The organism is Methanobrevibacter sp. V74, assembly GCF_963082495.1.
GTDB lineage: Archaea > Methanobacteriota > Methanobacteria > Methanobacteriales > Methanobacteriaceae > Methanocatella.
On sequence record NZ_CAUJAN010000006.1, the window covers coordinates 51,096 to 70,854 of the forward strand.

At 32.0% G+C, this 19,759-nt stretch carries 28 protein-coding genes and 1 pseudogene; 25 read left to right on the forward strand and 4 right to left on the reverse strand.

The genetic code is table 11. The annotated features are described in order from the left end of the window. Positions 1-13: 13 nt before the first annotated feature. The 7 genes and pseudogenes from Q9969_RS10115 (at position 14) to Q9969_RS10145 (ending at position 3,572) form a co-directional block, all read left to right on the forward strand. The gene (locus Q9969_RS10115; RefSeq protein WP_305557286.1) at positions 14-316 is read left to right on the forward strand and encodes a UvrD-helicase domain-containing protein; all 303 of its coding nucleotides are present in this window, start codon (positions 14-16) and stop codon (positions 314-316) included. Between the two features lie 74 nt (positions 317-390). Next, positions 391-561 (forward strand): hypothetical protein, encoded by a 171-nt coding sequence (locus tag Q9969_RS10120; RefSeq protein ID WP_305557410.1) that lies wholly within the window; start codon positions 391-393, stop codon positions 559-561. Further along, the gene (locus tag Q9969_RS10125; protein WP_305557413.1) at positions 527-940 is read left to right on the forward strand and encodes a UvrD-helicase domain-containing protein; all 414 of its coding nucleotides are present in this window, start codon (positions 527-529) and stop codon (positions 938-940) included. Before Q9969_RS10120 ends, Q9969_RS10125 begins: the two co-directional genes overlap by 35 nt. A 64-nt stretch (positions 941-1,004) precedes the next feature. Continuing rightward, positions 1,005-1,727: pseudogene (locus tag Q9969_RS10130) on the forward strand (3'-5' exonuclease); the annotation flags it as partial. Continuing rightward, positions 1,700-2,374: a 3'-5' exonuclease gene (locus Q9969_RS10135; protein WP_305557416.1), complete on the forward strand. Its 675-nt coding sequence runs from the start codon at positions 1,700-1,702 to the stop codon at positions 2,372-2,374. The pseudogene Q9969_RS10130 and the gene Q9969_RS10135, both read left to right, overlap by 28 nt. A gap of 426 nt (positions 2,375-2,800) precedes the next feature. Then, positions 2,801-3,076: a PD-(D/E)XK nuclease family protein gene (locus Q9969_RS10140; RefSeq protein WP_305557512.1), complete on the forward strand. Its 276-nt coding sequence runs from the start codon at positions 2,801-2,803 to the stop codon at positions 3,074-3,076. A gap of 13 nt (positions 3,077-3,089) precedes the next feature. Next, positions 3,090-3,572: a helix-turn-helix domain-containing protein gene (locus Q9969_RS10145; RefSeq protein ID WP_305555439.1), complete on the forward strand. Its 483-nt coding sequence runs from the start codon at positions 3,090-3,092 to the stop codon at positions 3,570-3,572. Between the two features lie 71 nt (positions 3,573-3,643). Here the strand turns inward: Q9969_RS10145 and Q9969_RS10150 are convergent, their stop codons facing one another. Then, the gene (locus tag Q9969_RS10150; RefSeq protein ID WP_305556707.1) at positions 3,644-3,829 is read right to left on the reverse strand and encodes a hypothetical protein; all 186 of its coding nucleotides are present in this window, start codon (positions 3,827-3,829) and stop codon (positions 3,644-3,646) included. Positions 3,830-3,902: 73 nt separating this feature from the next. On the opposite strand from Q9969_RS10150, the gene Q9969_RS10155 reads away from it, so the two are divergent. From Q9969_RS10155 to Q9969_RS10170, 4 genes are all read left to right on the forward strand, one after another. Next, complete coding sequence (locus Q9969_RS10155) at positions 3,903-4,145, forward strand: hypothetical protein (RefSeq protein WP_305557419.1); 243 nt, start codon at positions 3,903-3,905, stop codon at positions 4,143-4,145. Positions 4,146-4,193: 48 nt separating this feature from the next. After that, positions 4,194-4,400, forward strand: a complete 207-nt coding sequence (locus Q9969_RS10160; protein WP_305515709.1) for a transposase — start codon at positions 4,194-4,196, stop codon at positions 4,398-4,400. 499 nt (positions 4,401-4,899) lie between these two features. Next, on the forward strand, positions 4,900-5,238 hold the full coding sequence (locus tag Q9969_RS10165; RefSeq protein ID WP_305512695.1) for a heavy metal-binding domain-containing protein: 339 nt from the start codon (positions 4,900-4,902) through the stop codon (positions 5,236-5,238). Continuing rightward, positions 5,225-6,040 carry a hypothetical protein gene (locus Q9969_RS10170; RefSeq protein ID WP_305557422.1) on the forward strand — a complete coding sequence of 272 codons (816 nt, stop codon included), beginning with the start codon at positions 5,225-5,227 and terminating at the stop codon, positions 6,038-6,040. Before Q9969_RS10165 ends, Q9969_RS10170 begins: the two co-directional genes overlap by 14 nt. Here the strand turns inward: Q9969_RS10170 and Q9969_RS10175 are convergent. Continuing rightward, entirely contained in the window at positions 6,037-6,423 is a 387-nt protein-coding gene (locus tag Q9969_RS10175) for a hypothetical protein (RefSeq protein WP_305512699.1), read from the reverse strand. The genes Q9969_RS10170 and Q9969_RS10175 overlap by 4 nt on opposite strands. A gap of 9 nt (positions 6,424-6,432) precedes the next feature. Further along, entirely contained in the window at positions 6,433-7,365 is a 933-nt protein-coding gene (locus tag Q9969_RS10180) for a transcriptional regulator (protein WP_305512701.1), read from the reverse strand. Between the two features lie 55 nt (positions 7,366-7,420). On the opposite strand from Q9969_RS10180, the gene Q9969_RS10185 reads away from it, so the two are divergent. From Q9969_RS10185 to Q9969_RS10225, 9 genes are all read left to right on the forward strand, one after another. Continuing rightward, positions 7,421-8,689: a tRNA(Ile)(2)-agmatinylcytidine synthase gene (locus tag Q9969_RS10185; RefSeq protein ID WP_305512703.1), complete on the forward strand. Its 1,269-nt coding sequence runs from the start codon at positions 7,421-7,423 to the stop codon at positions 8,687-8,689. A 205-nt stretch (positions 8,690-8,894) separates the two neighbouring features. After that, complete coding sequence (locus Q9969_RS10190) at positions 8,895-9,785, forward strand: DUF3100 domain-containing protein (protein ID WP_305557515.1); 891 nt, start codon at positions 8,895-8,897, stop codon at positions 9,783-9,785. Then, a complete protein-coding gene (locus Q9969_RS10195) occupies positions 9,785-10,273 on the forward strand; it encodes a hypothetical protein (RefSeq protein WP_305512705.1) in 489 nt (162 codons plus the stop codon). The genes Q9969_RS10190 and Q9969_RS10195 overlap by 1 nt, the downstream gene beginning before the upstream one ends. Before the next feature lie 180 nt (positions 10,274-10,453). Next, a complete protein-coding gene (locus Q9969_RS10200) occupies positions 10,454-11,863 on the forward strand; it encodes an MmgE/PrpD family protein (RefSeq protein WP_305557425.1) in 1,410 nt (469 codons plus the stop codon). Positions 11,864-11,868: 5 nt separating this feature from the next. Next, positions 11,869-12,771, forward strand: coding sequence for a peptidase (locus Q9969_RS10205; RefSeq protein WP_305557428.1), 903 nt, complete (start codon positions 11,869-11,871; stop codon positions 12,769-12,771). Between the two features lie 4 nt (positions 12,772-12,775). Continuing rightward, complete coding sequence (locus Q9969_RS10210) at positions 12,776-13,648, forward strand: fumarate hydratase (protein WP_305557431.1); 873 nt, start codon at positions 12,776-12,778, stop codon at positions 13,646-13,648. A gap of 55 nt (positions 13,649-13,703) precedes the next feature. Beyond that, positions 13,704-14,498, forward strand: a complete 795-nt coding sequence (locus tag Q9969_RS10215; protein ID WP_305512711.1) for a citryl-CoA lyase — start codon at positions 13,704-13,706, stop codon at positions 14,496-14,498. 4 nt (positions 14,499-14,502) lie between these two features. Next, positions 14,503-15,012 (forward strand): nitroreductase family protein, encoded by a 510-nt coding sequence (locus Q9969_RS10220; protein WP_305557434.1) that lies wholly within the window; start codon positions 14,503-14,505, stop codon positions 15,010-15,012. 1 nt (position 15,013) lies between these two features. Then, on the forward strand, positions 15,014-15,352 hold the full coding sequence (locus Q9969_RS10225; protein WP_305557437.1) for a hypothetical protein: 339 nt from the start codon (positions 15,014-15,016) through the stop codon (positions 15,350-15,352). On the opposite strand, the gene Q9969_RS10230 is transcribed toward Q9969_RS10225, so the two are convergent. Beyond that, positions 15,342-15,671: a hypothetical protein gene (locus tag Q9969_RS10230; protein ID WP_305557447.1), complete on the reverse strand. Its 330-nt coding sequence runs from the start codon at positions 15,669-15,671 to the stop codon at positions 15,342-15,344. The two genes, Q9969_RS10225 and Q9969_RS10230, sit on opposite strands and share 11 nt — an antisense overlap. Before the next feature lie 53 nt (positions 15,672-15,724). On the opposite strand from Q9969_RS10230, the gene Q9969_RS10235 reads away from it, so the two are divergent. From Q9969_RS10235 to Q9969_RS10255, 5 genes are all read left to right on the forward strand, one after another. After that, entirely contained in the window at positions 15,725-16,075 is a 351-nt protein-coding gene (locus Q9969_RS10235; protein ID WP_305557450.1) for a hypothetical protein, read from the forward strand. A 164-nt stretch (positions 16,076-16,239) separates the two neighbouring features. Continuing rightward, positions 16,240-16,554 (forward strand): V-type ATP synthase subunit H, encoded by a 315-nt coding sequence (locus Q9969_RS10240; RefSeq protein ID WP_305557453.1) that lies wholly within the window; start codon positions 16,240-16,242, stop codon positions 16,552-16,554. A gap of 11 nt (positions 16,555-16,565) precedes the next feature. Continuing rightward, positions 16,566-18,569 carry a V-type ATP synthase subunit I gene (locus Q9969_RS10245; RefSeq protein WP_305515861.1) on the forward strand — a complete coding sequence of 668 codons (2,004 nt, stop codon included), beginning with the start codon at positions 16,566-16,568 and terminating at the stop codon, positions 18,567-18,569. Between the two features lie 64 nt (positions 18,570-18,633). Continuing rightward, positions 18,634-19,125 (forward strand): V-type ATP synthase subunit K, encoded by a 492-nt coding sequence (locus tag Q9969_RS10250; RefSeq protein ID WP_305515864.1) that lies wholly within the window; start codon positions 18,634-18,636, stop codon positions 19,123-19,125. Positions 19,126-19,137: 12 nt separating this feature from the next. Continuing rightward, positions 19,138-19,755 (forward strand): V-type proton ATPase subunit E, encoded by a 618-nt coding sequence (locus Q9969_RS10255; RefSeq protein ID WP_305515866.1) that lies wholly within the window; start codon positions 19,138-19,140, stop codon positions 19,753-19,755. The last annotated feature ends 4 nt before the right edge of the window (positions 19,756-19,759 follow it).

Sequence of the window (19,759 nt, forward strand, 5' to 3'; positions counted from 1 at the left end):
AATGAGTTAGGGGGTGGATCCTAAATCATTGCTAATTGTCACTTTTTCAACTAAAGCTGCAGATGAACTTCGAGAGAGATTGTCTGAAGGTGATTTGTTAAAAAGTGATGTTCAAAAGATGCATATATCAACTATTCACTCTTTTTGCGAAAAGATACTTGAAGAAAATGGTCATGTTGGTTTAAATATCATTTCAGACGATGCCGGTGAGAAAAACTTGTTGTTCATTGGAAAGCATATGGAAGAGCTTGGATTTGTTAAAGAATGTTACATGTCAAGTAGCAACATCAAATATATTGCCAATAAATATAAATGAATATTGCTCTTTCAGTGTTGACACAGATAAGTTAATTGATTATATCACAGAAAATAGGCCAGTCAGCGAGGGATATGTCCACTTTTGTCCGTGAGCGAATGGAATTAAATGATGGAGAATATCCTCATGATGAAGTTCGAAAAAATGATGAGTTTAAAGAGTCCAAGTATAATGCACAATATCTGCAAATCGCCAAATCCTATCCGATTTATGAAAAATATCTTAAAGCGCGAAAAAGCAATTGACTTTGCACATCTACAAAAGGATGCATTAGAAATTGTCAAAAAAGATGGATTTAAAACACAGTTCACCAACATACTAATTGATGAGTTTCAAGATACAGATCCTATGCAGATGGAATTGTTTGAGTATCTGATGAAACAAGCAAAATCATTTACAGTAGTAGGTGACATTAATCAAAGCATATATGGATTTAGAGGTTCAAACATTAATCCATTTACATATTTAGCTAAATATCATAAAGATAAATTCGAGTTTAAAAGCCTGACCACTAATTATCGCTCCACTCATGAAATCATCGATGTGTCTGAAGATTTCATTAAACATCAAAGACCAGTTGAATCCGCACTTGGAAAGGCTCAATGTGGTCGTGATGTAAAATAATCATGTTTATTATTCTTTAAATAACTATGATGCTAAAAATTAATCGACTAAAGAATCATCACTTGATAGTGAAGCTGAAAACATTGTAAATATCATTAAATATTTGATTGAAAATGAAAAAATCAATAGATTGTCCGATATTGGCATTCTATTTCGTTCTCTTTCAAAAAGTACCTCACGATGTATCGGACCATTGCTTGAAAAATTAGAAGCGGAAAATATTAAATTTCAGGTCAATAACAATGATTTAATCAGTCAGGATGAAATTAAGTCAATTTTAACACTCTTTCACCATCTGGTTTCAGATGATGATCCTCATAGTCACAGGTTTAATAGATGGGAAAAAGACTGGCTGAATTTAAAGGCATATGCCAATCAGGTCTTGTTCAATTTATCTGATGAGACAAAAGAGATACTGATTAGCTTGCAGAATAAATTTGAAGAGGATGTTGTCAGGGCTGAAAATTATTTTTGGCTAAAAGACCATAATAGAGGAGGTAAAAAATCCTTCAAAACAGTATTTGCCCGTGATGAGGAAATGCTCATTAAAATATTTAATAGTGTTACAAGGCCGGTTTTAACAAACGATAACCTAATTGAATATGGTATTGAAAATGAAGATGATTTGGAATTCTTTAGAAAATTAAATGAATTTAAAGACTCATTGTACTCTGAGGATGTTAAATTCTATGACAGGCCAACAGTTTCTGAGGTTTATTTAAAACTATTAACTGATGTTACGCTTGTGCCTTTTCTTAATTGCCTTCAAAAGCTCTCGTTTATTTAAAACTATTAACTGATGTTACCGGTTATTTGTCTGAAGATTTAATCTTAAGTGATGAAGGAGATATTATAATTAACAACCTCTCAAAAATTACAGGTTCTCTTCAAACATTTGTTGACGTTAAGTTCAACCGGGACATTAGAGGTGCATTTTGGTTTGTATATAGAACCATTGAAGAATGGTCTGTTTTACAAACCCCTGCCGAATCTACCGCATTTTGGTTTGTATATAGAACCATTGAAGGACATTCGGCTTATTCTGATGAAAGTGATGCCATTCAAATAATGACTGTCCATCAGTCAAAAGGATTAGAATTCCCGGTTGTTATTATTCCCTCTCTGAAAAAAGACAATTTCCCAATGAAATATATCGATCCAAATCCAGATAATGGATGGATTTTTGGCCAGCCCGTTTATTACACTCCTGATGACTGTTTAAATTATCCCAAATTTGATAAGGAATTCGGGCCTGAACTGTCTCATAATATGGAAGAGGAAAGAGTTATTTATGTTGCAATGACTCGTGCAGAGGATACATTAATATTGTCTTCATTAGTGGAGGATATGAACCAGTCAAATCAAATCGCAATTGAACAAAGTGAATTTGAAAGACTTCCAAAAGGTCCGGACTGCATAGAAAAATGCAATTAATGAAAACTTAAATAAATGCAAATTAATTGACCCTGAAGATATGGACATCAATGTGGTGTATTGCAGGAAGGATGAAGAGGATGATGAATACTGTGTTGATTTAAGCTTCACTGCTTTGGAAAATTATAATAATTGTCCATTTAGATATAAAACTAGCTAACGGAGTTAATTTCACCATATCTGAAAAACAGGAGATTGATGATGGGATTTTTGCCCACTATACACTTGAAGTTATCAACAAAAAAATAATTAATAATGGCAATGTCTTTATTGGTGAGGATGAGGTTGTTAAAACAATAGAGGAATTATTTGAAAATTCAAATGATGAGTTAAAAGAAGAGGATCCTGTTGGGTATGAAAAACAACTTAACGAAATAATCGGCAACATTTATTCATTATTATAAAAATTACGGTAAAAATATAAAAATACTTGATAGTGAATATCCCTTCTATTTAAAAGACAGAAACTATGCCCTTAATGGAGTCATTGATTTAATCTATGAAATTGATGGTAAATTGGGCATTATTGATTATAAGAATACTCGCTTAGAGGCCAAATACAAAGATAAATTTAAAAAGCAACTTCATTTATATGTATTGGCATTAAGGGACCAAAATCATGAATATGAAGGTAAGGAAATTAGCGAACTTAAAGTTTACACTATTATAATTACTAACCAAACTTTTATTATAGATGACTGACAAATTATAAAATATGTCTGGAAAATCTAAAATTGATGTTTTTAATAAAATGACTAAAACCGCATTAGATGAGGAAATCAGCAATTATGTGGCTTATCATAGGTATTATCAAAGATTGATTGCTGTTAAAATTGTTAGTGAAGGCAATACAATAACTGATGCTGCGAATATTCTAGGAAAATCATATCAAACAGTTCACAGATGGATTAAAACATGTGAATCTGAAGGATTGGAAGGTTTAAAACCTTCTTTTGGTGGTGGAAGGCCATCAAAATTAACTTATGATCAACTAATTGAATTAGACAAAATCATTGAAAAAACACCAAATATGTCAATGAAAGATGTACATCTTCTTGTTAATGAAAAATTTAATGTAGATTACAGTTTAAAACAAATAGGAAAAATTGTAAAGAAATTAGGATACAATTACAGCAAAGCATATCCTAAATTTTCAAAATCCCCTGAAGATGCTGAAGAACAGTTAAAAAAAACTTAGAAGAACATAACGTAACAACACGATATTATAGTCTTATTTGATGAAGCATCATTCCAAAATGAACCCTACACTCAAAAATCACTATATAAAAAAGGAACCAAACACACACAAACTGTAAATCCATACAAATTCAAAATCAACGCCATTGGATCACTAACAATAAATGGAAATTCGACCATCACAATCACAAATTCATCAACAGCACCAGAAATTGCAATAGCACTTCTAGAATTAAGAATAGCAAATACAAACAACAAAAATACAGTAAAAATATTAAATAAAATAATATTCGATGTTAATCTAACTGATGAAGATATAGATAAAATATTAATGAAAAACAACAAAGATAATGAAGTTTTCGCAGCAAAAATTTTAAAAACATTAGAAAAATATAAGGACAATACCACCTCAACAATCGCTAGAATCATTGGAAAACACTGCAATAGAGAATTACTCAACAATGTGAAAAAAAGAAGAGAAATAAGACGAAAAATAACTTTAAATCTGTTACAAAAAGAAGACATTAATAACAAAAATGCAAACCGAATAAAGAATATGTTTAATTCTAGATAATTATAGCGTCCACAAGTCTGCATTCATCAAAAAATAGCATTACATCTTATTGAATTAATATACCTCCCACCATACTCTCCTCACTTAAATCCAATTGAACAAATATGGAGACAAATAAAAAGAAAAATAAAACATTATTATCTTGAATCAAAAGAATTTCTGCGAGATTTAACAATAGAAACGTATAATGAATCGATTTCTGAAACAAAAGTTCATGACAAATGGCTCGAAACATTTATACCAAAAATTTGGTAATTAACTATAATGTGAAAAATCTAATCGATTTAATATGATCATGTTACATCTTCTTTGAGAAAGAATATAATCCATATAATCTTTCTAAGTCATTTTTCTTTCCCTAATGAATCTATTGGCTTCGGCAATATATTTTTTTGACACAAAACAATCAAATACTTTAAAAAGTTCCATGATGAATCTATAAAAAGTACATCACCTCACCTCAAATTAACTTAAAAACCTTAATCATAATATTAATATTTGTAGCTAATAAACTATGATTGATTATTAAAATTAACTATAAGTTAATTAAAACTATTTAATAAAGTATCAGAATAAGTAAATGTGGAATCAATTAAAATTAAGAACAAAAAAAGAAGAAAAAACATTAAGTTTCTAGAAATGGACAAACCCTAAAAAACTTATATATACTAATATCTCTAATGTATAACTAGTGTGGAGCGAAAATTTATTGATATTTCACTTTATACTAATTAATATATTGTAGGTGAAACTTATGGTAAGTGTAGAAGAATTTGCAATCTCAACAGCAAATGATATTCCAGGTTTTAGAATAGTCGAAACAAAAGGCTTTATTTATGGTTTAACTGTCAGAAGTAGAGGTGCTGGTGGACAAATTGGTGCAGGTATTAAATCTATTTTTGGTGGAGAAATCAAACAATATGTAGATATGATGGAAGAATCCAGAGACGAAGCTTTACAAAGAGCAATCCAACACGCTAAAGATTTAGGAGCTAATGGAATAATTGCAATTAGATTTGACTCAAATGAGATTTCCGATATAATGCAAGAAATTTTAGTATATGGAACTGCAGTAATAGTTGAAAAAGAATAAGGATAATATGTTTTTTGGGGATTTGGAATATAAAGATAAAAAAATACCACAAACCATACTGGGCTATGGGCCATTTATGGCTGAACTTTATTATGGACATAGATCAAGACTTTATTTAGATGACTTATATAATAATCCTCAAAATGCTTGTGATGTTATTGTCGAAGCATATAATCAAGGTGTAAGGGCAATTAATCTAGTTAATAATCCGAATCTACTTAAAGCTTATGATTTGGCAGTTGATGCAGGTTGTGAGATGAAAGTTATTGCAACAATTGGTAAAAGTGATGTCGATTACCTAAATCCAAATTATGATGTTGCAAAAGAAGTGGATTGGGAGGGGGATATTGAATTATTTAGCCAATATGATTGTCCATTAATGCTTGTTGATGAATTCATCGTTGATGGATATGATTGGAGGCTAAATTCAAAAATTTTAAATAGGATTAATGATACTGGTGCGCTTTCAGGTCTTGTTACTGCATTTCCATCAAAAACATCAGACCTGCTTTTAAGCAGTATTGATATGGATTTATTCGATTTTTATATGATTCCATATAACAGTCTGTCTTATATGATGGACATTAGTGCATTTAATGCTTCTAAAAGAAAAGAGTTTGTAGATAAGGTAAAAAAATTAGATAAAAAAATAATAGCTACCAGAATCCTAGCGGCAGGGGTTTTAAAACCAAAAGAAGCATTTGCCTTTTATAAAAATGTTGATTTTGTAGATGCAATATGTATGGGTGTTGCCAAAGTTAGTGAAGCCCAAGAGGATTTTGAATTATTAAAAAAATATTAAAGATTAACAACCTCATATTCTTCAAAAGGAACATGACCATCGGATTTAAGAGATTGGTTTAGGTCAATTAATCCATTAATTAACTCTTTTATATTTTTATTCGATGGCTTTTTTCCTGTAATTTGCAAGTATTGTCTAGGTGAAATTTCACAATATTCACATTCAAAATTGCAGCATCTTGTTTTTTCTTCACAACCATATCCTTCTTGTGTTTCATCAGTTCCAATTACAATATCCTCGAGTATTCTTGAAACACGTTCATCTGATGCAAACATTGCTATTTTTTGGGTTTTTCCACAAAGTCCGATAGCTCTTTGACCTTTAAAATTACAAACCCATTTAATTGGATAATTTTCCATTTTAGTTATTTGTAAGTCTTCCATATTACCACTCTAATTTTCTTTTCTCTCTTTAATCATCTTTAATAATTCTTTTGGATTTTCAAATTCTTTTAACTCCCAGGATTTAATAACGGGAACAGTGCTAATTGATTCTTTTATTTTAGCATTGTTAATTATGAAAACCGGTTCTGAAGTTGTTACAATGGATAAATCTTTAAGATGTATGGCCATTCTTTTTAAAGTTTTTTCATTTCTATTTTTCTCAATATTTGCCATTAACGGGGAATGTTTGTTGGAACTTTTCATTTTTGCCACTGCATCGAATGGACTTTTATTTGTGGATATCACTCCGTATCCAAGTTTTGATAAATCATTAACATCATCTGAATATTCAATATCTTCTTTTTGGGGCTGTTTTAATAAGTCAATATCTAATGTCACTTTGGTATTTAATATTTCTTCAAGTATCATTGCAGTTTCTGTATTTGCACGAACAATTCCATTTTCATATTTGTACATTGTAGCACGAGATACATGTGCAAGAGTTGCTAAATCCTTCAGGGACATTGAATACTCTTCACGATATTGCTTAATGACATTTCCATCAATTTTAACAAAGTATCCTCCACGGTCTGCTAAGATTTCAGGGTATTCTCCATATAATATCATGTTTTTGAGAGTTTCAAAGCCAATTGTAGGAATATCATATCTTTCATAGATTACTCCATCTTCTAGAATGCCATTTCTTGATTTTTCACCAATTATGATGGGGGAAGCGAGGAATATGTTAGCTAATTGCTTCATTTCATGAGCGTTATGTTCATTAATACTATCAATGTTTTGAAATGTTTTTAGAAGGAGTATTAGTAGATTTTTCCTTGCTACAATATCAAAAGAACCTTGATCATAAATGTCTGAGGTTTTAAAACCCTGTGAAGTTAATAAATTTTCAATATTGTGCAATAGTTGACTTCGAGTTAACATTTTCAGCACCTCTGTTAAACTATTTATTAGTTTAACTTTAAATATATTTTAGTAGGTGATTTTGATTAAATATTTATATATTGGTGTAGATGATACCGACTCTCCTGATGGTATGTGTACAACTTATCTTGCAAGTCAGATTATTAATAAATTCAAAGATAATGGTATTGATTTAGTCGATTATCCTAGATTAATACGCTTAAATCCTTTTGCTCGTTTTAAAACACGTGGTAATGGAGGGGTGGCTTTGAAAATATTAAATGATTCAAAAGCCAGTTTAGCAAAAGAGATTGTTCTTGGTGAAGTTGAAAATCTATCCATGTTTGACTGTGACAATACAAATCCGGGCGTAATCTTTTATGATGGTGAAATTACAAAAGAAATGGAAGACTATGCATTTAAAGCAATTTATGAGTTTATAACAATCGAGGAAGCTGAAAAATTTGGCAGGTCTATTGGCTGTGAAATTCATAAATTTAAAAAAGGCAGAGGCATAATAGGTTCCATTGCTTCTATCAGCCTGCCTTTAAGTGATTATACTTATGAACTGTTGACTTACAGAGTGCCTGAAAATTTCGCCACTAAACGGCAGATTGATTATGATTCAGTTTATGAAATGGATAGAAATACTTTTCCAGACACTTTTGAAAATATTGATTATTCAGAAGACTACATTGCTATTGAGCCAAAAACACCATGTCCAGTTTTATATGGAATCAGATCAAACAGAGTTGATGCTTTAAAAATAGCTAAAGACCTTGTTAGAGTTTCAGAGCCAATTGGTGATTGGTGCATTTTTAAAACAAATCAACATACTGACATGCATATTCAACATGCTTCTAGAATTTCAGACATGAAGCAATTTGGATGTTATAAACTCACGGCAACTGTTAAAAACAAACCTACAATCATCAGTGGAGGGCACATGTTCTTTTACCTTGCTGATGAGTCTGGTAAGATTGAATGTGGAGCATATGAGCCAACTAAGAATTTCAGAAAAACAATCTCTTATTTAAGGCCAGGTGATGTCATTAAAGTTTATGGGGGGATTGGGAAGCATAATACTTTTAATATTGAGAAGTTTCAAGTAGTTAAATTAAATGATGTTGAGTATAAAAATCCGGTCTGCAAATGTGGTAAAAGAATGACCTCTGCAGGTAAAAATAAAGGTTTTAAATGTAAGAGATGTGGGAATAAAATCGAATCAAATAAAAAAGTTCCTACTATAATTTCACGTAATTTAAAAAATGCTCAATTTTATGAAACACCAGTTTCTGCAAGGCGGCATCTGTCAAAACCTCTTTGCCGTATGAATTTAGACTAGATTCATATGTTAGATTTCTTAATTTTTGATTTAACTCATTATTGTGGTTAATATTTTATTCTCATTTTGTGAAATAATTTTAAATTTTTTTCTATTTTTATTCATATTTTTAGAATTTTTGAGAAATAAATCATATGAATTTATATACTACAAATTTGAGAGTATACATTATTTAAGAAATTTTCATGTTACATTTGGAGAGGGTATTATAAATAATGATGAATTTACCACTGAAATCGAACACCCGTATCGTGAAAAAACGGATAAACGTATTTTAAAGAGAAATCCGTGGAGAGATTATGGATTACATTTTACGGTTCTTATTTTAGTTATTATTGCCGAATATATTGGGCCGATTCATATTAAGTTGGCTGAAGGAGTTACAGTTTCAATAATGCCTTTACTTTATACAATGGTTTTAGGTCTTACTTTTTATCTAGCAAAGTCCGTTACATGGATTAAAAGAAAACAAGCCCGTATTGCGGAGGGGGCAATGATGCTTTTTATAGGGGTTTTAATAGCTAAATTGGCGGTAGCTAGTGGTCAGTCTATACACTTATTATTCGAAATGGGTCCCGCTTTATTATTGCAGGAATTAGGGCACCTGGCAACAATTTTAATTGCACTTCCAGTTGCTTTGCTTTTAGGATTCAAACGTGAAGCTATTGGTATGACCAGTTCTATTGGACGTGAACCTGAAATTGCAGTTGTTGTTGATAAATATGGTTTTAATTCTCCTGAATCTAGGGGAATTTTTGCACTATTCATTGTTGGAACAATAATAGGTACAGTATTTATTAGTTTCCTGGCCAGTATTAGTGTTTCAATTTTGCCATTACATCCTTATGCTTTTGCCATGGCTAGTGGTGTAGGTAGTGCAAGTATGAATGCAGCTTCTTTAGGCCCTACTATTGCAGCATTTCCAGATTTAAAAACTCAAATTGAAGCTTTCGCTGGTTTCAGTAATTTACTGTCATTTTCTATAGGAATCTACATTGTAATTTTTATTGCATTGCCTCTAACAGAAAAATTGTATAAAATTTTAGAGCCTAAAATTGGTAAAAAATCCATTGTAGGAGAAAAGGGGGATGAATAATGCCTGATTTAATTGATGGATCTGAAAATGTATCTGTTCACGGTATTTTCAATTGGATTTTATTGTTGTTCATATTTTCAGTTATAACAGTAATTGGTAATTATGTTGGTTACCAACATCCTATAGCGGAATCTCTTGTTGGAATAGGCATATTGTCATTTATTACTCTTCTTGGTGTTTGGATGGAAAGATATCTGCCGTTTAATGTTTCATCTATTATTTACATAAGTGTCATAGGTATTGTTATTGCATATCCTTCAATGCCGACTTCTGATTTTGTTACATATTATGTTTCACACATTGAACTTCTATCTATTGTAACTGTATTCCTTGCCTATGTGGGAATAGGTATGGGTAAAAGTTGGAATGAGTTTAAAGCACTTGGTAGTAGGGCAGTTATTATTACAATACTGGTTATCGCTTCTACTTACTTTGGATCTGCAATTGTAGCTCATATTATTTTAATTATCACCGGCGTTCCAATATGAACCATTTTTTTATTTTTTGAAATTACTATTCTATTTTTTCTGATTTCATCTTCTTTTATTTTCTGCGGTTGCTGTAATATAAATTGTTTTAATGGGATTTGAAGCTGTTTAAATCAATTTTATAATTTCAATCTTAAATATTTAATACTACTTTTTACATATATTATATTTAGGTGTTTTATGTTTTTGCAAAATATTTCTAAATTTATTTCAAACTATCGCTATGAACAAGCAACGGTAGAGTCAGTTACTACTGTAAAAGCAGCATTTTTGGACTTTTTAGGAGTAACCTATCGGGGAGTAGGTGAACCGGCTTCCCAAATAGCTTGCAATACTATTAATGAAATATTTCATGGAAACTTAAATTTAAATTTAAAGGCATCTGTCATTGGCACCAATATTAAAACAGGCATATTGAATGCAGGATTAATAAATGGAATTTCTGCACATGCCATGGAATTGGATGACGGTCACAGAGGGGCTCAGATTCATTTAGGTTCAGTAATTTTTCCAACAGCTCTTGCAATAGCTGAAGCTTATGATTTAACTGGTAAAGAGTTTTTAGAAGGTGTTATCGTAGGCTATGAAGTTGGAATCCTTTTAGGTCAAATTGTCAATCCGGAACACAGAAATAAGGGATTTCATACGACGGGAACTGTGGGCACGTTTATTACCGGAGCAGTAGCATCTAAACTATTAAAATTAGATGATGGGCAGGTATTAAATGCTTTAGGATTGTGCGGAACTCAGGCAGCGGGATTGTTGGAATCAGACCATGGGGGGTCAATGGGAAAACCTCTTCATGTGGGGAAAGCAGTTTATAATGGAATTTTATCGGCATATCTTGCAAGAAACGGATTCACAGGCAGTATCACAATCTTTGAAGGTAATGAAGGATTTTTGAAGACAATGGTAGTTGATGGGGAGGAGTATAATATTGACGATTTCTCACTTGAAAATGTCTTAAAAGACATCGGTAAGGTAAGGGTTAGAGACATTTACTTTAAAAAATACCCCTTCTGCAGACACCTGCATTCATCAATAGACACTGCATTAAAACTAAAATCCAGTATTGGAGAGGAATATGATCATATTCAAAATGTAGCCATTAAAACATATTCTGTTGCAGCTGACCACAATAATTATAATCCTAAAAACATTGAAGAGTTAAGACAAAGCCTTCCTTATGCTGTTGCAATTGCACTTGTTGTTGGTGAAGTTAGTGCTGATGATGTTAATCAATTAATAGAATATGGGCTTTTAGATAATTATTCAACAGTTGATAAGGTGAATAGCATTAAAAATCTTGTTGATCATATGGTTATTGTTTGTGATGATAAATTGAATGAGTTGTATCCAGATAAGCGACCATCAAATGTCATTATTAAATTGGATTCCACATTTAGAAATGGGGTATTTCAAAATATCACATTCATTCCAAAAGGAGACTTTGAAAACCCCTTCCAGCTACGTGAACTGGTAGATAAATTCAAAGGATTAAATCCTCAATATGACATTAAAAATTTAACGGTAATTGATTCACTTGAAGATTATACAATGAAATATGTTGTTCAAAAATTAAACAGGTAGATAGTATGAACAATACAAAAAGATATCTTAAGCAAATTGGCATTGAAGATGTTTCTCCAGATTACACTTCACATAAAAGGTTCGGCGATGGAGGGCAGTTCCGTTTTGAAGTTCCAGGAATTCAATCTCCAAAAACAATGAATGCATTATTAGATGAAGCCGACAAAGACGACATTTTTATTCATCGTGTTACTCAAACAAAAGGTATAATGATGCTAACCGATGAAGAAATTAATGAAATGGTTAGCTTAGCTAAAAATTATGCCTGCGAATTATTCTTATCTGTAGGTCCAAGAGCAACATACGATACCTCAGCAACAGTTCATACAAAAGAGGGAACTAGAATCGGCTATAGATTAAGAGGTTATGACAATTTAGTTTATGGTATTGAAGATGTAAAAAGGGCATGCAGGCTAGGCGTTCGCGGAATTTTACTTTATGATGAAGGTTTGCTTTGGGTTTTAAATCAAATGCGCAGAGACAGTGAAATTCCAGAAAATGTCTGTTTCAAATTATCTGCTCATGCAGGCCATTCAAATCCTGCTTCAGCAAAATTACTTGAATCTCAAGGGTTAAATTCACTGAATCCTGTTCGTGACTTGCAAATCCCAATGATTGCAGCTATTAGGAGTGCAACTGATATGTCTTTGGATTTACATACTGAAAACCCTAAATCAACAGGGGGTTTTATAAGGCATTATGAAGTTCCGAAATTTGTTAGAGTAGCATCCCCGGTATACTTGAAAACAGGAGGTTCAGTTGCAGCTAATCATAATTGGGATACAACAGATGCTGAAGCTAAAGCTCGTATAAAACAAGTTAAACTTGTAAAAAGGATGATTGATGAGTATTATCCTGAAGCTATTGTTTCACCAGATAAATCTAGTGATTTGGCAGTTCCTGAGTGATTATATGGATATTTTAAATGATATTTCAGATTGCATAATTAAAGCTTCAACAACACTTTCAGATGATAAATATGCCGCTTTAAATAATGCTATTGTTATGGAAGATAATGACAATGCATGTTGGGCTTTAAATCAAATTTTAGAAAATTATCAAATTGCTCAAAAAACTAATTTTCCTTTATGCGATGATACCGGAATCCCTCATGTAATAATTGAAATAGGTGAAGAAAGAGAAATTTCCGGAGAACTGTTGAATCAAATTCATGAAGGTATTGCATTAGGCTTAAATAATCTTCCAGCAAGGCCGATGGCTGTAAAAGGTGGGGAAATTCAACGTATTGAGCAAAGTGAAGGTTTATTTGAAGAACCTGGAAAACTTCCCCCTGCATCTATATTAATAGACAGTGTTAATGATGAATCGACATATAAAAGAGATATTTCTCCAGATACTTTAAATATTCATTTTTTACTTGAAGGTGGAGGTCCTGAAATTCGGTCTAAAACATTTAGGGTTTATCATAAACGTTCTTTTGAAAATGTGATTGATGCTGCATGCGGATGGTTGGAATCATCCCTTCAGATGTTGGGCTGCACTCCATCAATTCCCTCAATTGGAATTGGAAGAACTCACTTTGAGGCAACGTCACTTTTACTTAAGGCAATTGCTTATGGAAACCTGAACAATCAAAGTGAATTTGAACAAGAAATCACAAATAGATTAAATAAAACAGGTATTGGGCCTTTAGGTTTAGGTGGTAAATCCACTGTTTTCGGTTGTTATTTAAATATCGGAAATCAAAGAGCCAGTGGAGTTAGAATAGTATCTATTAGGCCATCTTGTTTTGTTGAACCAAGAGTTGCTTTGTTAAAATTATAATGTTTATATATCATTTTAAATTATATTATATTATTAAGTTCAAAAGGTTTTAAAAATGCATGAAAATAATTTTAAAGTTAATCCCAAATCTTTAAAAACTGCTATTACTCGGGTTGAAGAAAATAAAATTGTAACTCGGGAATATAATCAAAGAGATTTAATTGAAAAAATAAGGTATAATGACCTAGTATTTTTACTTCTTAAAGGCAGATTACCTTCTATAAATGAAAGTAAGGTATTTAATCATGTTTTAGTTTCTTTTTGTGACCATGGCGTAACTCCACCAAGCACTCAAACAGCACGTTTAATAACTTCTTCAGGTTCACCTATGAACTCGGCAGTTGCAGGAGCATTGTTATCTTTTGGACATAAACATGCAGGAGCTATTGAAAAAACTATGGAGTTATATCAATCTAAAATTAATTCTACACATTTAATTGGAGACTCAGACATTGACAACAAGCAAATTGCAAGTTTGGCCATTGAAATTCACAATGAGTATGTCCTTAAAGACAAAAAAATCCCCGGTTTTGGCCATAGGTATCATAGAATTGATCCAAGGGCAGATAAATTAATAGATGTTGTTATTAATGCAGGATGTGTAGGTCCTCATATCAAATTGGCATTGGCGCTTCAGGACTTAGTATTTGAAAAGAAAAATATTCGTCTTAATGTTGATGGTGCAAATGCCGCAATATTGTCTGATTTAGGGTTTGAACCGGAATTGGGTTTAGGAGTGTTCATGATTGGAAGGCTTCCAGGATTAATTGCACATATTCATGAAGAAAACATGGAAGAAGAAGAGTTTAGAAGATTCTGTGACCTTGATGATGTAGAGTATATGGGATGATAAAATGGAATTTATTGATGTTATTAATGAAAGATACAGTGTAAGGGGATATTTGGATAAGCCTGTAGAGAAAGAAAAACTTGAATACGTCTTAAAAGCAGCTACAATAGCACCAACTGGTGTAAATGCACAAGCATTTAAAGTATATGTGGTTGATACTAAAAAGCATAAAGAGGATTTGTCTAAAATTTACGGTGCAAAATGGTTTGTTGAAGCCCCATATGTATTATGTGTTGTTGGAATTAAAAACGAAGCATGGACTAGACCGTGGGATATGAAAAATATTGCCGATATTGATGCAACTATTGTAATGGATCATATGATTCTTGCAGCAACTGATGTAGGTCTTGGAACATGTTATGTTGGAGCGTTTAAGAAAAATATGGCTCATCAATTCTTGAACCTAGAAGAAAATGAGGAGGCCATACTATTTTCGCCTTTAGGTTATGGAAATGCCGCTCCAAGAGATACTCCAAGAAAAGAATTAGATGAATTCGTAGTTTACATTGATTAAAATGAGTTTATTTATATTAAGTGCAGATAATTCAAAAGAAATGGAGAAAATTTCCAGGGAGTTATCTCAAAATAAATTTAAAACAATTGAAAAACAGGATAACTATATATTAATGAAAAAAAGAAGATACGGCAATCCATTAATACATGCAATTTGTCTAATCATCGCATTGTCAGTTTTCGGTATTTTAATTTTTGTTAATGTAATTTATTTTACCTATTCGTTTCTTTGGGCTTCGCCTAATGTTTTAATCACAACAGAAAAAGTTGGCGATGATGATGAACCTTTGAAATTCAATAATATGGATGAAATATTAAAACAGGCAACAGCTATTTTATAATTTCATCTACGCTATACTCTTCTATTTTTCTAATTAACAATGGGGTTTTACAACTGATATATTCGGATTCCTCACCAAGTTTAGCATCAATAAGGACTTCATTTACACTAGGTTCTGAAAATAATGCTAATAAATCTGAATTAAACTCATCGTAATCTTTTTGAACTTGTTCATTACTGAATCCTAAACGAGGAATCTCTTCTGTCCAGATATCATTGCCCGGTGAGAATTTTTTATCAATTACATTTCCATTTTTTATTTCACCATCTAATGTAAGTGAAAAATTTTTATTTAAAATTATCCAAACTGCTCGCTCCATATACATTAGTTGGTGTAAAATGATATAAATATTATGAAGTTTAAACTGTTATTATGGCTAATGTTAAAATGTTTAAATTATTAGGTGTAATGTTGGCTTTAATGTTAATTGTTTGGGCAATTTCTCCATTCTTGAGACATCAACCTATTACAAATGAAGTTTTGACCTCTGTAATTATATTAATTTTAATTGCTGCTGCATACTTGATAATATTATTTAATCCAAGTTGGACTAAAGCGGTGTTCTTTTTTGAAGGTATTGTTATTGGTGTAAGTGGTTATATGTTACTTGCCTATCCTTACAATTTGGAATTTGCAATAGTCGGTATAATCATCATTGTAATAGCAATTCTTGCTTACTTGCAAAAATTACCGCTTAGTATATTAAAATGGTTTTATAGATAATTTATTTATCTGTTATTCTTTTTTTTATTAACTATTTCTATCTAATTATTATCTTTTAATAACTTTTATTTATTTAAAATTAAATTTTACGAATTCTAAACAAAATGGATAGTAAAAGATATATATATTACTCAACAAAAATAGATATACCATGGTGATTAATTATGGCAGAGATATCAGACGCAATCGCAATGATAAAAAAAGCTGAATCCGATGCTGAACAACTTATTATTGATTCAGAAGCTCAATCTAAAAATATGATTGCTGAATCAGAAGTTAAAGCTGATGAAATTATTTCAACAGCCAAATTACAAGCTGAAGACGATGCTAAAGATACTGTTTTTGATGCAGAAGATAAAGCTAAAAAAGAAGCACAAACAATTGCTGAGCAGTCTAAAGTTGAGGTTAAGGCCTTAAAAGACAAAGCTATGGTAAATGTTAAAGAAGCGGCTTCTATTATTGTCAATAATATTATGTAGTGTGAGATTATATGTTCAAGACAGCTAGAATGCGCAAAATTAGAATTGTTACACTGGATAAGTATGTAGCGCCTACAGTGGATGCTCTCCACGAATCAGGACTTATACAAATCAGTGATATTTCTGACAGCATTCAGCAAGATCCTGAATTAGCGGAATTAGTAACTCCTGCTAAAGCTACTCCATACACTGGTAAATTATCTTCACTTCTCATGAAAACAAACGGTATATCTGAACTATTAGGAAATTCTTTATCAGAAGGCCATGGGTTAAAAGATACATTGATGTCTTTTATTAGTCCAGATTTACCTGTTCAAAAAGAAGTTGATAGGTTAGACACTGAAGCTTTTATTGAAAAAGCCGAAGACACTCTATCCCAGGTGGAAGCTAAAACAAATGTTATAGAAGGAAAACTTGCCGCACTCGACGCTGAAACAAGTGAACTCAAGTCTAATAAAAGTTTGGCTAAGCGTTTATATAATTTTGACATGGATTTAGCTGACTTAAAAGATTCAAAGTACACTTCTACTACTGTTGGAAGGATTAATGCTGAATCTGCTTCAGAAATCAAAAATGAATTAAGTAACTTGACAGATGAATTAGATATTTTTACTGTTCCTATGGATGATAAAGAAGGAGAAATTATCGTCGTAGTAACATTAAATGAATTTAGCGATGATGTTTATTCAATTCTTCGCAAATTCGACTTTGAGAGAATTGAAGTAGGTGATGTTGAAGGATATCCTCAACAAATTATTTCAAATGCTGATGCAAGGTTATTAACCATTGAATCTGAACGCAGCTCTATTAAAACTGAGTTAAGAGCAGTTGCAGAACAATGGGATGATGACATATTAGCACTCAAAGAACAATTAGAAAATGAAAAAGAAAAAAATGAAATACTTTCCTCATTTGTTCAAACTAAAGATGCTTACGTCCTTGAAGCATGGGTACCTATAAAAGATACTGTAAAAGTTGAACAATTAGTTGAAATAAGTTCCGATGGACATTGTGCCTTTGAAACAGTAGAGGTTGAAGGTACGGATGATGAAAGTGTCCCAGTTTTACAACAAAATGGATGGTATGCAAAACCTTTCGAATTCCTTGTAGATATGTACTCTCCAGTACGTTACAATGCAATGGATCCAACTATATTTGTTGCAATAACATTTCCATTTTTCTTCGGTTTCTGTTTAACCGATGCAGTTTATGGTTTAGTTGTATCTGCTCTTGGTGTAGTATTAATTAGGGGAATGGGTAAAGTTAAGGAATCTATGAACGCATTTGGTTGGATTTTAATCTGGTCTGGTCTGTGGGCCTGTGTACTGGGTTTGATAACTAATGGTTTCATTGGAGATTTTCCAGAAAGAATAGTTGGGTTCCGTTTACCAACAGTTTATGGTTCAGTTGAATCATTTGTACATCCAGATACTATTTTATTAATAGCTATTGCAGTTGGTCTGTTATACACCAACATCGGATTTATCTTAGGTGCTATTAACAACTTAAGATACGGAAATGTTAAAGAGGCAATAGGTTCTCAAATTTGTTGGTTTGTTTTCGAAGCTGGTATTATCTTACTTGCTTTAGGATTTATGATGCCTGGAATCGGTATGATATGCATGATTTTAGGTGGAATCTTAATACTTGCAACTATTGGAATGTTAGTATGGGCTAATGGTGCCTATGGTGTTATGGATATATTCGGTTATATGGGAGATATTTTATCCTACGCACGTCTTTTAGCATTATGTTTAGCTACTGGTGGTATTGCTATGACTGTAAACATCTTATCAGTTATGGTTAATAATATGGTTCCGTTTGCAGGAATTGTACTGGCAATAATCGTATTCATTGGTGGTCATATTGCAAACTTCGCTTTCCAGGTATTGGGTGCATTTATTAATGCTTTACGTCTTAACTATGTTGAGTTCTTTTCACAATTCTTTATGGAAGGTAAAGGTAAATTTGAAGCTTTCAAAGCAAATAGGACATTTACAAAACTTAAAAATTAAAAATTTTTCATTTATATCTTAAATTAAATTTAAAAATCAATATTATTTCAAAGGTGAATTAAATATGGTAGAAATTGCTTTAGGTACTGCTTTAGCAGCTATTGGTGCTGGAGTAGCAATTGGATTTGCTGGATTAGGTTCCGGTTTAGGGCAAGGTATGGCAGCTGCTGGTTCTGTAGGGGCAGTTGCAGAAGACAATGACATGTTTGCAAGAGGTATTATTTTCTCTGCATTACCAGAAACTCAGGCTATTTATGGGTTCTTGGTTGCAATCTTATTATTAGTATTTTCAGGATTATTAGGTCAAGGACAAGGATTAACAACCGAAGCAGGTATTGTAGCAATCGGTGTAGGTGCATCAATTGGTTTTGCTGGTTTAGGTTCAGGTATGGGTCAAGGTATAGCAGCAGCATCCTCTGTTGGCGCTATTGTAGAAGACAATGATATGTTTGCTCGTGGTATTATTTTCTCTGCATTACCAGAGACACAAGCTATTTATGGTTTCTTGATTGCTATTTTACTTATGGTATTCGGTGGAATCTTAGGCGCAGCTTAGGAGGCAATTTATATGAGCTCAGGCACAAGTAAAATTGTTGAAAGTATTATGTCTGAAGCCCAGGAGAAAGCTGATTTAATCATTCAAGATGCAAATGCTGAAGTTTCAGCTATTCAAGCAAAAGCAGAAAAAAGTGCTGAAGCTGAAAAAACTAAAATTTTAGAAAACGGTAAAAAACAATCTGACATGAGATATCAGCAAATTATCTCTGAAGCTAAGATGAATGCTCGTAGGGCAGAATTAGGCGCTAAAGAAGAAGTAATTGAAGCCGCATTCAATCAAGCTATTGGTGAGCTAAAAAGTAAAGCTTCTTCTGGTGATGATGAATACGAAGATTCATTAAGTAAAATGATTAAAGAAGCTGCTGAGGAAATCGGTAGTGATGATTTAATTATTCAATTAAATGAAGCGGATACAAATAAATTTAAAAAAGACTTATCTTCACAAGGTTCAGACTCTTTTGAATTAGAAGGTATCAAGTTTACATTAGGTGAACCTATTGATGCCATGGGTGGTGCTGTTTTAAAAACCATTAATGGAGATATAGAAGTAAATAACACAATTGAAGCAAGATTAGATAGATTTAAAAGTATCTTACGTAGTGAAGTTGCTGAAGTATTATTTAAATAATTAG